This is a genomic window from Allobosea sp. 2RAB26 (assembly GCF_052115465.1).
Classification (GTDB): Bacteria; Pseudomonadota; Alphaproteobacteria; order Rhizobiales; family Beijerinckiaceae; genus Allobosea.
Window position 1 is genome coordinate 96,800 of record NZ_JBFRGS010000016.1, and the last position, 13,577, is coordinate 110,376.

At 65.1% G+C, this 13,577-nt stretch carries 13 protein-coding genes; 9 read left to right on the forward strand and 4 right to left on the reverse strand.

Annotated features, from left to right (window positions below; genetic code table 11):
• Positions 1–31: 31 nt before the first annotated feature.
• Together AB4118_RS25990 and AB4118_RS25995 are read left to right on the forward strand one after the other, a co-directional pair.
• Positions 32–991, forward strand: coding sequence for a 2-hydroxyacid dehydrogenase (locus AB4118_RS25990; protein ID WP_441492453.1), 960 nt, complete (start codon positions 32–34; stop codon positions 989–991).
• Positions 992–1,125: 134 nt separating this feature from the next.
• Positions 1,126–1,803: an AprI/Inh family metalloprotease inhibitor gene (locus AB4118_RS25995; RefSeq protein ID WP_441492454.1), complete on the forward strand. Its 678-nt coding sequence runs from the start codon at positions 1,126–1,128 to the stop codon at positions 1,801–1,803.
• A 105-nt stretch (positions 1,804–1,908) separates the two neighbouring features.
• Here AB4118_RS25995 and AB4118_RS26000 read toward each other — a convergent pair whose 3' ends face one another.
• Positions 1,909–3,231, reverse strand: coding sequence for a dicarboxylate/amino acid:cation symporter (locus tag AB4118_RS26000; RefSeq protein ID WP_441492455.1), 1,323 nt, complete (start codon positions 3,229–3,231; stop codon positions 1,909–1,911).
• A 133-nt stretch (positions 3,232–3,364) separates the two neighbouring features.
• Positions 3,365–4,498: a 4-hydroxyphenylpyruvate dioxygenase gene (gene hppD, locus AB4118_RS26005; RefSeq protein WP_441492456.1), complete on the reverse strand. Its 1,134-nt coding sequence runs from the start codon at positions 4,496–4,498 to the stop codon at positions 3,365–3,367.
• Positions 4,499–4,624: 126 nt separating this feature from the next.
• Here hppD and AB4118_RS26010 point away from each other — a divergent pair, with 126 nt between their 5' ends.
• Both AB4118_RS26010 and AB4118_RS26015 read left to right on the forward strand, forming a co-directional pair.
• Positions 4,625–5,095: an Lrp/AsnC family transcriptional regulator gene (locus AB4118_RS26010; protein WP_441492457.1), complete on the forward strand. Its 471-nt coding sequence runs from the start codon at positions 4,625–4,627 to the stop codon at positions 5,093–5,095.
• A 106-nt stretch (positions 5,096–5,201) separates the two neighbouring features.
• Positions 5,202–6,095 carry a tellurite resistance TerB family protein gene (locus AB4118_RS26015; RefSeq protein ID WP_441492458.1) on the forward strand — a complete coding sequence of 298 codons (894 nt, stop codon included), beginning with the start codon at positions 5,202–5,204 and terminating at the stop codon, positions 6,093–6,095.
• Between the two features lie 20 nt (positions 6,096–6,115).
• Here the strand turns inward: AB4118_RS26015 and AB4118_RS26020 are convergent, their stop codons facing one another.
• Positions 6,116–6,448 carry an NIPSNAP family protein gene (locus AB4118_RS26020; RefSeq protein WP_441492534.1) on the reverse strand — a complete coding sequence of 111 codons (333 nt, stop codon included), beginning with the start codon at positions 6,446–6,448 and terminating at the stop codon, positions 6,116–6,118.
• Between the two features lie 2 nt (positions 6,449–6,450).
• Positions 6,451–7,635 (reverse strand): pyridoxal phosphate-dependent aminotransferase, encoded by a 1,185-nt coding sequence (locus AB4118_RS26025; protein ID WP_441492459.1) that lies wholly within the window; start codon positions 7,633–7,635, stop codon positions 6,451–6,453.
• Positions 7,636–8,002: 367 nt separating this feature from the next.
• Here AB4118_RS26025 and AB4118_RS26030 point away from each other — a divergent pair, with 367 nt between their 5' ends.
• The 5 genes from AB4118_RS26030 (at position 8,003) to AB4118_RS26050 (ending at position 13,554) form a co-directional block, all read left to right on the forward strand.
• Positions 8,003–9,823, forward strand: a complete 1,821-nt coding sequence (locus AB4118_RS26030; protein ID WP_441492460.1) for an IlvD/Edd family dehydratase — start codon at positions 8,003–8,005, stop codon at positions 9,821–9,823.
• 31 nt (positions 9,824–9,854) lie between these two features.
• Complete coding sequence (locus AB4118_RS26035) at positions 9,855–10,757, forward strand: LysR family transcriptional regulator (RefSeq protein ID WP_441492461.1); 903 nt, start codon at positions 9,855–9,857, stop codon at positions 10,755–10,757.
• A gap of 89 nt (positions 10,758–10,846) precedes the next feature.
• A complete protein-coding gene (locus tag AB4118_RS26040; protein WP_441492462.1) occupies positions 10,847–11,860 on the forward strand; it encodes a Bug family tripartite tricarboxylate transporter substrate binding protein in 1,014 nt (337 codons plus the stop codon).
• A 9-nt stretch (positions 11,861–11,869) separates the two neighbouring features.
• A complete protein-coding gene (locus tag AB4118_RS26045) occupies positions 11,870–12,901 on the forward strand; it encodes a zinc-dependent alcohol dehydrogenase (RefSeq protein ID WP_441492463.1) in 1,032 nt (343 codons plus the stop codon).
• Positions 12,898–13,554, forward strand: a complete 657-nt coding sequence (locus AB4118_RS26050) for a hypothetical protein (protein ID WP_441492464.1) — start codon at positions 12,898–12,900, stop codon at positions 13,552–13,554. Before AB4118_RS26045 ends, AB4118_RS26050 begins: the two co-directional genes overlap by 4 nt.
• The last annotated feature ends 23 nt before the right edge of the window (positions 13,555–13,577 follow it).

Sequence of the window (13,577 nt, forward strand, 5' to 3'; positions counted from 1 at the left end):
CTGACACTCACGCCCGACGAAAGTTCACGATATGACCGACATCATCATGACCGGCCCGCTGATGGCCTATGCTGCCGACCAGTTGAAGGCCCGTTTCACGGTGCATGAACTCTGGAAGGCAGAGGACCGGACCGCCATGCTGAAGGAGATCGGCGGCAAGGTTCGTGGCGTCGCCGGGGGCGGCGCGCATGTCAGGATCGATGGCACGCTGTTCGACGCCCTGCCGAAACTGGAGATCGTTGCCAATTTCGGCGTCGGTTACGACACCGTCGATGCCAAGGAAGCCGGCAAGCGCGGGCTGATCGTCACCAATACTCCGGACGTGCTGACCGATGAGGTTGCGGACTTGGCACTCGGCCTGCTGCTCGCGACGGTGCGCCAGCTGCCGCAGGTCGACCGGTACCTGCGCGCCGGCAAGTGGCTGGAGAAGGCCTATCCGCTGACGACCTCGCTGCGGACCCGCAAGGTCGGCATCGTTGGGCTCGGCCGAATCGGCAAGGCCGTGGCGCAGCGTATCGAGGCCTTCGGCCTGCCGGTCAGCTATCATGGCCGCACCCGCCAGGCGGATGTGTCCTATCGCTACTATCCTTCGCTGATCGAGATGGCGGCCGATGTCGACACCCTGATCTCGGTTGCGCCTGGCGGCGCTGCGACTCGTCACATGATCAATGCCGACGTCCTGAAGGCGCTCGGCCCCAATGGCATCGTCATCAATGTCGGCCGCGGTTCGGTGGTCGACGAACAGGCGTTGATCGAGGCGCTCAAGAACAAGGTCATCCTTTCGGCCGGCCTGGACGTCTTCGAGGACGAGCCGCGCGTGCCGGCCGAACTGATCGCGATGGATCATGTGGTGCTGTTGCCGCATGTCGGATCGGCATCGGTGCATACGCGTGAACAGATGGGCCAGCTTCTGGTCGACAACCTGGTTTCATGGTTCGATGGCAGGGGTCCTCTGACGCCGGTTGCCGAGACACCATGGAAGAAAGCCTGAGACACCACGTTTTGGTTCAGATGAGGCGCGGATGCCTGCCGCTTGTGGCGGGCGTCCTTTTCGCGGGGCCCGTACAGGCGCAGAAGCCGCCGCTTCCGAAGGGAGCGGAGACCGCGCCTGACACCGTTCGCCCCATGATCGGTGCCTGGAACCTCGAACAGGTCGGCGCGCCGCGCCAATGCACCATTACCCTTGGAGCGGAACAGTCGGGACAGGGGCGGCAATTGCGCTTCCCTGCCACCTGCCGCCGCGCATTGCCCATTATCGGGCAGATTGTGTCCTGGAGTGTGGCTGAGGGGGGCGGGCTGCGCCTGAATGACGAGGCCGGCAAGGCCGTGATCACGCTCAGCAAGTCCGGCGCCGGCCTGAATGGCAAGGGCACGGACGGGCAGGACTATCTGCTGGATCCGAAGGATCATCCCCGCAGCGCGCGCCCGGTGCCTCCGAGCGCGGCAGAGCGCGCCGCGACCGCTGCGGCCCGGCCGACCGTCGTCGACCCTGCGGGCGCGCCTGCCACCGACGCCGTGCCCGGCCGCTATGTCACGATGCGCCAGCAGAACCGCGAGGGATGTCGCCTCATGCTTGCGGCCGGCCCCGCAAATTCTCCGGGTGGCGCTCCCGCCCGTTTCGACGGGCGCTGCGACGATACTGGCTTGACGATCTTCGATCCCGTCGGTTGGCGCTATGCGGCCGGGCGCCTTTCGCTGGTTGCACGCAAGGGGCACAGCGTCGATCTCGTCTTCGAGAACGGCCAATGGCGCAAGGACCCTGCGGTGGGCGCACCGCTGATGCTGCGCAAGCTCGCGCCCTAAGCATCGGCCCGAAAAGTGGATCGCGGTTTTCGGGAAAGCCGATGCAAACACAAAGGTGAGATCATCGGACTGGATACGATATCCCGTCCGATGATCTGGCAGCGCTCAGACCGCCACGACGCGCTCGGGCTCGGCGGCGTCGTAATCGGCTTCCTTGGCGAGGATGCGCTGCATGCGACGCTCGTCGAGCGAATTTTCCCATTTCGCCACGACGATCGTCGCGACGCCATTGCCGATCAGATTGGTGAGGGCGCGCGCCTCCGACATGAAGCGGTCGACGCCGAGGATCAGGGCGATCGACGCCACGGGAATAGTGCCGACCGAGGCCAGTGTTGCGGCGAGTACGATGAAGCCGGAGCCCGTGACGCCGGCCGCGCCTTTCGAGGTCAGCAGCAGCACGGCGATGATGCCGATCTCCTGCGACAGGCTCAGCTCGGTATTGGTTGCCTGGGCGAGAAAGATCGCGGCCATCGTCAGATAGATGCAGGTGCCGTCGAGGTTGAAGGAATAGCCGGTGGGGATGACCAGGCCGACGACATTCTCCTTGCAGCCGAGATAGCTCATCTTGGCGATCATCCGTGGCAGGACGCTCTCGGAGGAGGAGGTGCCGAGCACGATCAGCAGCTCTTCCTTGATGTAGGCGATGAACTTCACGATGCTGAAGCCATGCAGCCGGGCGATCGTGCCGAGCACGAGGAAAATGAAGATGAGGCAGGTCGTGTAGAAGGCGGCCATGAAGCTGCCCAGCGACAGCAGCGTGCCGATGCCGAATTTTCCGATCGTGAAGGCCATCGCGCCGAAAGCACCGATCGGTGCCGCCTTCATGATGATGCCGACGATCTTGAAGAAGACCTGGGCGATATCGTCGACGAAGTGCAGGACCGGCTTGCCGCGTTCGCCGAGCATCTGCAGACCAAAGGCAAAGAGCAGGGCGAAGAACAGCACCTGCAAGATTTCGCCGGTTGCGAAGGCACCGACCACTGTCGCCGGGATGATGTCCATCAGGAAGCCGATGGTACTCTGCTCCTTCGCCTTGGCCGTGAACGCGGTGATTGAGCTGGTGTCGAGCCCGCCGACATCGACACTCATGCCGACTCCGGGTTTCCAGAGATTGATCACGATGAGCCCGACGATGAGCGCAAGCGTCGTCACCACCTCGAAATAGAGCAGTGCCTTCACGCCGACGCGGCCGACCTTCTTCATGTCGTCCATCGACGCGACGCCGTGCACGACGGTGAGAAAGATGATCGGCGCGATGATCATCTTGATGGCCTTGATGAAGGCGTCGCCGAGCGGCTTCATCGCCTCGCCGGTATGCGGATAGAAATGCCCGACGAGCACCCCGATCGCGATGGCGGTCAGCACCTGGACGTAGAGATGCGTCCACCAGGGACCCTGATGACCGCGCGTAATCGCAGCTGTCGACATGGGCAGTCCCTCGAGACGCGCACTTGGCTGCGTGCGCGCTCTCGAAAATGCTACGCTTGTCTTGGCTCCCCGACAAGCGAAACGCGGCGCTGCCGTGGGGGCGGCGCCGCGTCCTGTGCCGCGATCGCGGAGGTTACTCGGCCGCCTCGACCTTCAGCACGCCGCGACGGATCTGGTCCTCTTCGATCGACTCGAACAGGGCGCGGAAGTTGCCCTCGCCGAAGCCGTCATCGCCCTTGCGCTGGATGAACTCGAAGAAGATCGGCCCGAGCACCGTGCCGGAGAAGATCTGGAGCAGGACCTTGCTCATCCGGCCCTCCTTGGAGCCGACCGCAACCGCACCCTCGCCGTCGATCAGGATGCCGTTGGCCTTCAGCCGCTCGACCGGTTCGCCATGGCCGGGAACGCGCGCCTCGACGCGCTCATAATAGGTTGCCGGCGGCGCCGGCATGAAGGGCAGGGCGTTGCGGCGCAGCTGCTCGACGGTGGCGTAAATGTCGTGGGCTCCGAGCGCGACGTGCTGGATACCCTCGCCCTTGTACTGGCGCAGGTACTCCTCGATCTGGCTCTTGTCGTCGAGCGACTCGTTGATCGGGATGCGGATCTTGCCGCAGGGCGAGGTCAAGGCGCGCGAGATCAGGCCTGTGAGCTTGCCCTCGATATTGAAGAAGCGGATCTCGCGGAAGTTGAAGAGTTTGCCATACCAGCCCGCCCAATGGTCCATGCGGCCGCGATGGACGTTGTGGGTGAGGTGGTCGAGGTAATAGAGACCGGCCTGCTCCGGGTGCGGATCCGGCTCGTCGATCCACTCGAAATCGACATCCCAGATCGAGCCCTTCGCGCCATAACGCTCGACGAAATACAGGATCGAGCCGCCAATGCCCTTCACGGCGGGAATTTGCATCTCGCCGGGGCCGACCTTGCTTTCATAGGGCTCGGCGCCAAGCGACACGGCGCGCTCGAAAGCATGCCTGGCATCGACGACGCGGAAGGCCATGGCGCAAGCGCAGGGGCCATGCTCGGCCGCAAAGCGCTGGGCAAAGGAATCCGGCTCGGCATTGACGACGAAATTGACGTCACCCTGACGGTACAGCGTGACCTTCTTGGAGCGATGCCGGGCGACGGCGGTGAAGCCCATCTGCTGGAAGAGCGGGCCGAGCTTCTCTGGCTCGGGATGGGCGTATTCAACGAACTCGAAACCGTCCGTTCCCATCGGATTGGCCTCGGAAATAGCGGGAGGGGCGGTGTCGTGCGGAAATGGACCCATGGCGTTCTCCTCTCGATATGATTGCCGACATGGTCGCGCACGGCGAAGGCAAGGAGCTTGCAAAATGCCGCGTCATGGCGCGAGATCCGCACAGTTCGTGCAGGGAGGTCACCAACGGTGCGTGATGTGAGCGGTCTCGATTCTTTCGACTGGCGCTTGATCGATGCGCTCCAGCAGGATGCCTCCCTGACGAATGGCGCGCTGGCCGAGAAGGTCGGGTTGTCGGCGAGCCAGATTTCCCGCCGGCGCCAACGGCTCGAGGAGGAGGGGACGATCCGTGGTTACCGCGCGCTGATCGATCCGGCAGCCGTCGGGCTCGGGGTGACCGTCTTCATCCATGTCGCGCTGAACGCGCATTCGCGTGACAATGCCCGCCGCTTTCGCGATCTCGTCAAGCTGACTCCCGCGATCCTGGAGGCGCATGCCCTGACAGGTGAGGCGGATTATCTGCTCAAGGTTGCGGTAGGCGACCTCAAGGAGCTCTCGCGCTTCGTCAACGAGATCCTGATGCCGCATGAAAGCGTCGCGCGGGTCCGCTCGGAAATCGCGCTTGAGACGTTGAAGGAGCCGGGGCTCCTGCCGTTGCCTTTGTCATGATCGCGTCAAGGTTCCCTTCCATGCGGGGCGGCTTGTGAAGCCCGTGGCCCGGGTGCAGGTTACGCCGCCGCTTTGCGGTGAATGGCCTAAACGAGGGAGCCTCTCGATGTTCAACGCAAAATCTCTGCTGGACGCGCTGGTCAGCGCCGGCAATCAAGCCGGTCAGCAGGCCGGCCAGTCCGGGGGGCTCGGCGGAATGCTGGGCAATCTGGCGCAACAGGTTCAGCCGGCCGGTGGTTCGGGCGGCATTGGCGGCCTCGTCGGCAGCGTGCTCGGCCAGGCGACGCAGGGCATGCAGGATGCCGCGCGCCAGACAGGGCTGGAGCAGAAGGCGAGCGACGTTCTCGGCCAGGTCTCCGGCGGCAAGACGCCCGACCAGTTGCTGGAACAGGCCAAGGGGATGTTCAGCAGCAATCCGGCCGTGGCGACGGCGGTGCTCGGCGGCCTCGGCGCCTTGCTCTTCGGTTCCTCGGCAGGGCGTTCGGTTGCCGGCTCTGCGGCGAAACTCGGCGGCCTCGCGCTGATCGGCGGCCTCGCCTACAAGGCCTACCAGAACCATCAAGCCGGCAAACCCCTGCTCGATCTGAAGCGTCAGGAGGTTCTGCCGGCACCAGTCGGGACCGGTTTCGAGCCGGAGGCCGCAAGCGAGGCGACGGCCCTGATCTTCATCCGGGCGATGATCGCAGCCGCTGCCGCCGACGGTCATATCGACACCGAGGAGCGCAATGCCATTCTCGGCGGCCTGCGCGAAGCCGGTTTCGATCCGGAAGCCAATGCCTGGCTCGCCCATGAAATGGCCAATCCGGCTTCGGTCGATGTTCTCGCCGAAGCGGCGGAAACGCCCGAACTCGCGGCGCAGATCTACACGGCGGCTCGCATCGCCATCAATCCGGATACGCCCGCGGAGAAGGACTTCCTCGCCGGGCTTGCGGGCTCGGTCGGGCTCGATGCCGAACTGGTCGCCAATATCGACGCGGCCGCGAGCGCGGCGAAAGCCTGACGCCGTTCCAATCGGCGCGATCAGGGTGCGCGGCGCGCGCCCTGATCGTCTTCGAAGACCGGTCGGAAGAATGAGCGTTCATAGCTGATGATGAAGCGGTGCTTCTCGTTCATCGCCACGGCCGCCAGGCATTCCTCGTCCTTGAACGAGGCGGTGCGATACTCCTCATAGGCCGCAAGCGACGGAAAGCTGAACATCGCCAATGCGACGTTCGACGAGCCTTCCGAGGGCATGAAATAGCCGTGATGCTTGCCGCCGAATTTCTCGACCAGCCTGATCCAGAGCTTGCCATAGGCCTCGAAGGCCGGCAGCTGGTAGGGATCGACGATATAGCTCAAATGGCAGGTGATCATCGTCATGCTGCCTTCGCGTTGGCGAGGAAGCTCTTCATCCGCTCCAGCGCGCGTTCGATGTTCTCCAGCGAGTTGGCATAGGACAGGCGGATATAGCCTTCGCCATGGATGCCGAAATCGGGCCCGCCGATCGTCGCGACACCCGCATCCTCGAGCAGGGCGGAGGCCAGTTTCTTCGCCTTCCACCCGGTCTTCGAGATATTCGGGAAGGCGTAGAAGGCGCCCTTCGGCACGGCGCAGGACACATCGGGCAAGGCGTTCAAGCCGGCGACCACCGCCTTCCGGCGCCGATCGAACTCGGCGACCATGGCATGCACCGCGTCCTGCGGGCCGGTGAGTGCGGCGAGCCCGGCCCATTGCGCCGGGGCGTTGACGCAGGAATGCGAATTGACCGCGAGCTTGCGGGCATTGTCGTAGAGCGGCTTCGGCCAGACCGAGAACCCCATGCGCCAGCCGGTCATGGCATAGGTCTTCGACCAGCCATTGAGCAGGATCAGCCGGTCGCGAATTTCGGGGTAGCTCAGCAGGCAGACGTGCTTCTCGCCGTCATAGAGCATCTGGTCGTAGATCTCGTCCGACATCACCGCGACATTGGGGAAGCGGCTGAGCCCGGCAACGAGCTTGTCGACCTCGGCCTTCGGCGTGACGCCGCCGGTCGGGTTTGCCGGCGAATTGACGATCAGCAGCCGGGTTTTGGGCGTGATCAGCGAGAGCGTCTCCTCGGCCGAGAAGGCAAAACCGTTCTCCTCGCGGATCGGTACCGGGATCGGGGTCGCGCCGGTGAACTCGATCATCGAGCGATAGATCGGGAAGCCGGGATCGGGATAGAGGATCTCGGCGCCGGGCTCGCCGAACATCAGGATCGCCATGAACATGGTGACCTTGCCGCCCGGCACGATCATCACCTCTTCCGGCGAGACGTCGACCGAGAAGCGCTTGTGCAGGTCGGCGGCGACCGCCTCGCGCAGCGGCAGGATGCCATTGGCCGGCGTATAGCCGTGATGGCCGTCGCGCAGCGCCTTCACCGCGGCCTCGACGATGTGGTCGGGCGTCGGGAAATCGGGTTGGCCAATGCCGAGATTGATGATGTCCTTGCCCTTGCGCTGCAGCTCGGTCGCTCGTGCCAGCACGGCGAAAGCGTTTTCCTCGCCGATCCGGGCGAAGGAGGAGACGGTCTGCAGCGTCATGGTGCGTTTTCCTCTGCAAGCTCTCGACGCGGGTGGCCCTGTCGCGGGCCTTGCGCTGTCGTGGTGCGCTGTCTTGGCCGGAAACGCAGCGGCGATGCAAGCCCGCCGTCTGCACCGGCCGCCGGGCGGCCGCGCATTTGGAACACTTGCAAACTGCGGGGCGGCGACCTTTCCTGCGCAGCCGGCATCTGCATGGATTGGCGAAGTAATTTGTGTGCTGTATGCAGAATGCAGGCGACGCGATTTGGTCGAATTTGACTCTTGTCGCGCGCATGGCGATCGGCATGATTGGCTGGTCAAATCGATTTAAAGACCATGGCGGACGCGGCGCGAAGGCTGCGCGCCGGTGCGAGAGGGAATGACGGGGATGGCCAAGACGCCTGCAAGGAAGTCGGTCCGCAAGATCAAGCCGGAGCAGCTGCGCTCCAAGGCCTGGTTCGATAATCCCGCCAATGCCGACATGACCGCGCTCTATATCGAGCGCACCATGAATTTCGGCCTGTCGCGCGAAGAGCTGCAGTCGGGCCGCCCGATCATCGGCATCGCCCAGACAGGCTCCGATATCGCGCCCTGCAACCGCCATCATATCGAGCTCGCCGCCCGCGTCCGCGACGGTATCCGCGAGATGGGCGGCGTGCCTTTCGAGTTCCCGATCCATCCGATCCAGGAAACCTGCAAGCGCCCGACCGCGAGCCTCGACCGCAACCTGCAATATCTCTCGCTCGTCGAGATCCTCTACGGCTATCCGCTCGACGGGGTCGTGCTGACGACCGGCTGCGACAAGACCACCCCGGCCCAGATCATGGCGGCCGCCACGGTCGACATCCCCGCCATCGCGCTGCCGGGCGGGCCGATGCTGAACGGCAATTTCCGCGGCGAACGCACCGGTTCGGGCACGATTGTCTGGAAGGCGCGCCAGATGATGGCCGCCGGCGAAATCGACTATCGCGGCTTCGTCGATCTGGTGGCGTCGTCGGCTCCGTCGGCCGGCCACTGCAACACCATGGGCACGGCCTCGACCATGAACTCCCTGGCCGAGGCGATGGGCATGACCCTGCCCGGCGGCGCCGCCATCCCGGCGCCCTATCGCGACCGTTACGAGATGGCTTATCACACCGGCAAGCGCATCGTTGAGATGGTCTGGGAGAACCTGATCCCGTCGAAGATCCTGACGCGCGAAGCGCTGGAGAACACCATCGTCGTCAACTCGGCAATCGGCGGCTCCACCAATGCGCCGATCCATGTCAACGCCATCGCCAAGCATATTGGCGTGAAGCTCGACAACGAGGATTGGACTGCGATCGGCTACGACATCCCGCTGCTGGTCAACCTGCAGCCCGCCGGCGAATATCTCGGCGAGGATTTCTACCGCGCCGGCGGCGTGCCTGCGGTCGTTGCCGAGCTCGTCGCCAAGGGCAAGATCAAGCCCGCCATCACCGCCAACGGCAAGACGCTGGCCGAGAACTGCGAAGGCTTCTTCTCCGGCGATCGTCGCGTCATCAAGGCCTATGACGAGCCGATGAAGGCGCAGTCCGGCTTCCTCAATCTGCGCGGCAACCTGTTCGATTCCGCGATCATGAAGACCAGCGTGATCACGCCGGAATTCCGCAAGCGCTATCTCGAGAACCCGAAGGACCCGATGGCCTTCGAGGGCAAGGCAATCGTCTTCGACGGACCGGAGGATTACCACCACCGCATCGACGATCCGTCGCTCGCGATCGACGAGCACAGCGTGCTCTTCATTCGCGGCGTCGGGCCGATCGGCTACCCCGGCGCGGCCGAGGTCGTGAACATGCGGCCGCCGGATTACCTGATCAAGAAGGGCATCACGGCGCTGGCCTGTATCGGTGACGGCCGCCAGTCCGGCACGTCGGGCTCGCCCTCGATCCTGAACGCCTCGCCGGAAGCGGCGACCGGCGGCGGACTTGCGCTGCTGAAGACCGGCGACAAGGTCCGCATCGACCTGAAGAAGCGCACGGCCGACATCCTGATTTCCGACAAGGAGCTGGACGAGCGCCGCGTCGCGCTGAAGGCGGCCGGCGGCTACAAATATCCGAAGAGCCAGACCCCCTGGCAGGAGATCCAGCGCAAGATCGTTGGCGAGCTCTCCGAGGGCATGGTGCTGAAGCCGGCGGTCAAGTACCAGAAAATCCACAAGAAGTTCGGCGTTCCGCGCGACAATCACTAGTCGGTCGTCGCTGGCGGAGGAGCGCGCCGCTTTGCTGCTCACGCTGAGGCAGATCGAAGTCTTCCGCGCCGTGATGCGCGCTCGCACCATCGTCGGTGCGGCGCGCGATCTCGGTATCGCCCAGCCGACCGTGACCAAGACGGTGCGGCGGATCGAGGATATCTGCGCGTTTGCCCTGTTCGACCGGCATGGCGGCCGCCTGACGCCGACGGCGGAGGCGCATCGTCTTCTCGGTGAGGTCGACATCGCCTTCGACCAGCTCGAAGGCGCTTTGGCGCGGGCGCTCAGGCTGGCACGCGCCGATACCGGCTCGCTCCGTCTCGGCGCTTCGCCGAGCATTGGCCGCGTCCTGATCCCGCGCGCAGCCGCCAGCCTGCTGAATGACCATCCCGGGCTCAGCCTGCATCTCGATATCCTGTCGGTCAGCCAGGTGATGGAGTATCTGCTCTCGGCTCAGGGCGAGGGTGCCGTCACCTTGTTCCCTATTCTTCATGCGGGAATCCGGAGCATATCGGTCGGGACCGGCAAGGCGGTTGCCGTGTGTCCGCGTGACTGGCCGCTGGCTTCGGCCAAGCGCCTGTCGCCCTCGGCTCTGGCCGGCATCCCGATCATCGTGTTCGAGCCACAATCCGTGCATGGTCAGGTCGTCGACGCGGTTCTGCGCGACGGTGGCGTCGTGCCGGAGCGGACGCATGTCGCCCGCTTCGCCGAAACCGCGATTGCGCTTGCCGAGGCAGGGCTCGGTCTTGCCATCGTCGACCGTTTCAGCGCGCTGGCGGCCAACCGCGATGTGGTCGCGCTCCTGCCGCTCGATCACCCGGCCCAGTACGAGGTCTTCCTGCATCGGAATGTCGAACGCGCGCGCAGCCGCCTGATCCAGCATTTCGAGACGGTGTTGCGGGCCGAGATCTCAAAAGTCGGGGCTGATCTATAGCCTCAGGCTATCGCGGGACGCAGGATTCGCTGTTGTCGCCCCTCCCCATCGATGGCCTTGTCGTTGCAATAAGAGCAGGAGGAAACATCATGACGGACCCGTTGGCGCTTACCCCCACCCGGCCGGGCCCCCTGAGCAGGCGTGAGGCGATGGCGGCGGCGCTCGGGCTGCTTGCGRCAACGGCTGCCGGGCCGGCGCGGGCCCAGGCCTATCCGGTGCGGGCCATGCAGCTCGTCGTGCCCTTTGCTGCAGGTGGTGGCGTCGATGTCGTGACGCGCGTCGTTGCCGAAGCGGCGGGCGACGTGCTCAAGCAGCGCTTCGTCATCGAGAACCGCGGCGGTGCTGCCACGATCCTCGGCTCCCAGACCGTCGCCAAGGCTGAGCCCGACGGCTACACGCTGCTCGCTGCGCCGACCACGATGGTGATCAATCCCGCGCTGAAGGCGAATGTGCCCTTCGATTGGGAGAAGGATTTCGTCCCGGTCGCGATGATCGCGAAGCTGCCCTTCGTTGTTGCGGCCGGGAAATCCTATCCGGCCAATACGATGAAGGAACTGGCTGCGCATGGGCAGGCGAGCAAGCGGCCGATCACCTTCGGTTCGGGCGGCACCGGCACGGTCGCGCATCTGGCTGGAGAATTCTTCGGCCTGGTCTCGGATACCAAGGTCCAGCATGTGCCCTATCGCGGCGAAGCGCCGGCTTTGACCGATGCGATCAGCGGCAATATCGACGTCATGTTCTCGACCCTTGCCGGCGCCTCCAGCCACGTCAAGGGCGGCACGATGAAGGCGCTCGCGGTGACCACGGGCAAGCGTGCCTCGTTGTTGCCGGATGTGCCGACTGTCGCCGAGCAAGGCTATCCCGGCTACGACCTCTCGGCCTGGGTGGCCCTCGTCGCTCCCAAGGGAACGGCTCCCGAAGTGGTGCAGGTGCTCAATTCCGCGATCAATGCGGCCTTGGCCCGGCCCGATGTGAACACCCGCCTGGTCGAGATCGGCGCCGAGCCGGCGCCCGGCACGCCGGCCGAACTCGCGGCGTTCATGGCCAAGGATGCCGAAACCTGGGCAAAGGTGGTCAAGTCGGCTGCGATCAAGGTCGAGTGAGAGCGGTTCATGCTCGCGCTTCGCAAGACCGCCCCCGCGCCCGGGCTCTGGCTCGGTGAGATATCCGAGCCGAGTGCCGGTCCCGGCGAAGTGCTGCTTGAGGTTATGGCTGCCGGTCTTTGCGGCACGGATCTCCATATCGCGGACTGGTCGGGCGGATACGAAGCGATGGCGGCCGCAATGCCGGTTACGCTCGGGCACGAGTTCGTCGGCCGCGTCCGGCATTTCGGGGAAGGCACCGACGGAATCGCGGTCGGAACACGCGTGGTGGTGCGTCCCTCCGTCGTCTGCGGGCGTTGTGAGCGCTGCCGCTCAGGGCGGGCGGAAGATTGCACCACGCGGACCGGCATCGGCATTGCTCGCAATGGCGGCTTTGCAGCCCTTGCTGCCATTCCGGCAGAGAACTGCATCGCCCTTCCCGATGAGCTCGATGATGCGGTTGCGGCGCTCGCCGAGCCGATGACGGTTTCGACCGAGGCCGTGGATATAGGCGGCGTCAAACCGGGCGATATGGTGCTGGTCATCGGGCCCGGCACGATCGGGCAAGGGGCAGCGCTGGCCGCCGAGGTGGCGGGTGCAGCGCGGGTTGTCGTGGCTGGGCGCGACGACGCGGTCCGCCTCGCCACCGTCGAGGGACTCGGCTTTCCCGAGACGGTTGACACGGCCGGGACGACCTTGCGAGAGGCGCTCACGCGCGTCGGCCTGCCTGTCAGCTATGATGTGATCATCGAGGCCGCGGGCGCACCGGCAGTGGTGCCGGAGGCGATCGATCTGCTTGCCTTGCGCGGTGTCCTGGTCATCTGCGGGATTCATCCCCGTCCGGCGCCAATCGACCTGACGGCGCTCGTGCGGCGGCACCAGCAGATTCGCGGGAGTTATCGCTCGCCATTGGCAACTTGGCCGCGGGTGATCGCGCTCATGGCTGCGCAACAGGAGCGCATCCGGCGGATGATCAGTGAAGAGAGGCCGCTCGCAGCGGGGCTCGACGCCTTTGCAAGAGCAAGCCGTCGCACTGCATCCAAGATCGTCCTGCGGCCATGACGGGCATGCCGTCAGGTTCGGCCGATTGGCCCGGACCAGTCTTCCTGGCGATCGGCAACAGCGTCGACCCGGCCATGCGCCCGGATTACGAGGCCTGGCACGGGGGCGAGCATGTCCCGGAGCGGCTGACGATGCCCGGCTTCCTCGCCGCGAAGCGTTACGTCGGGGGGCGTGGCGCCGCCGCCCGCTATCTGACGCTCTACGACCTCGGCTCGGCAGAGGCACTGGAGACGCCCGAATATCTCGATCTGCTTGCCAATCCGACCCCGGAAACGCGCAGGATGCGACCGGCCATGGGGGCGTTCAGCCGCTCTGTCTATCGTGAGACGGGCCGGGCCGGGCGTGGCCTCGGCCGCTATCTCGCTGGAGTGACATGGCAGGGCAGGGGTGAAGAGGCGGTGCCGCCACCGAGCCTGGTGGACCTGATCGGGCGTTCTGGCGTCCTCTCGGTCCGAACAGGCGTTGCCCTGGCGGCCAGGCCCCATCCCGCCTTTCCCACAACGCAGGATGCGAGTGCAGCGCATGGCATTGCCCTGCTCAGCGGCACAGACCGGGAGGCACTGCCTGCGCTCCTGCGCGGTGCTCTTGCCTCCGGGATCCCGGGCCCGGCCGGTCTCACGGCTTTCATCTACGAGCTGATTGCAGCCTATTGATCGGCCTCCATGCCGGTTGCGCA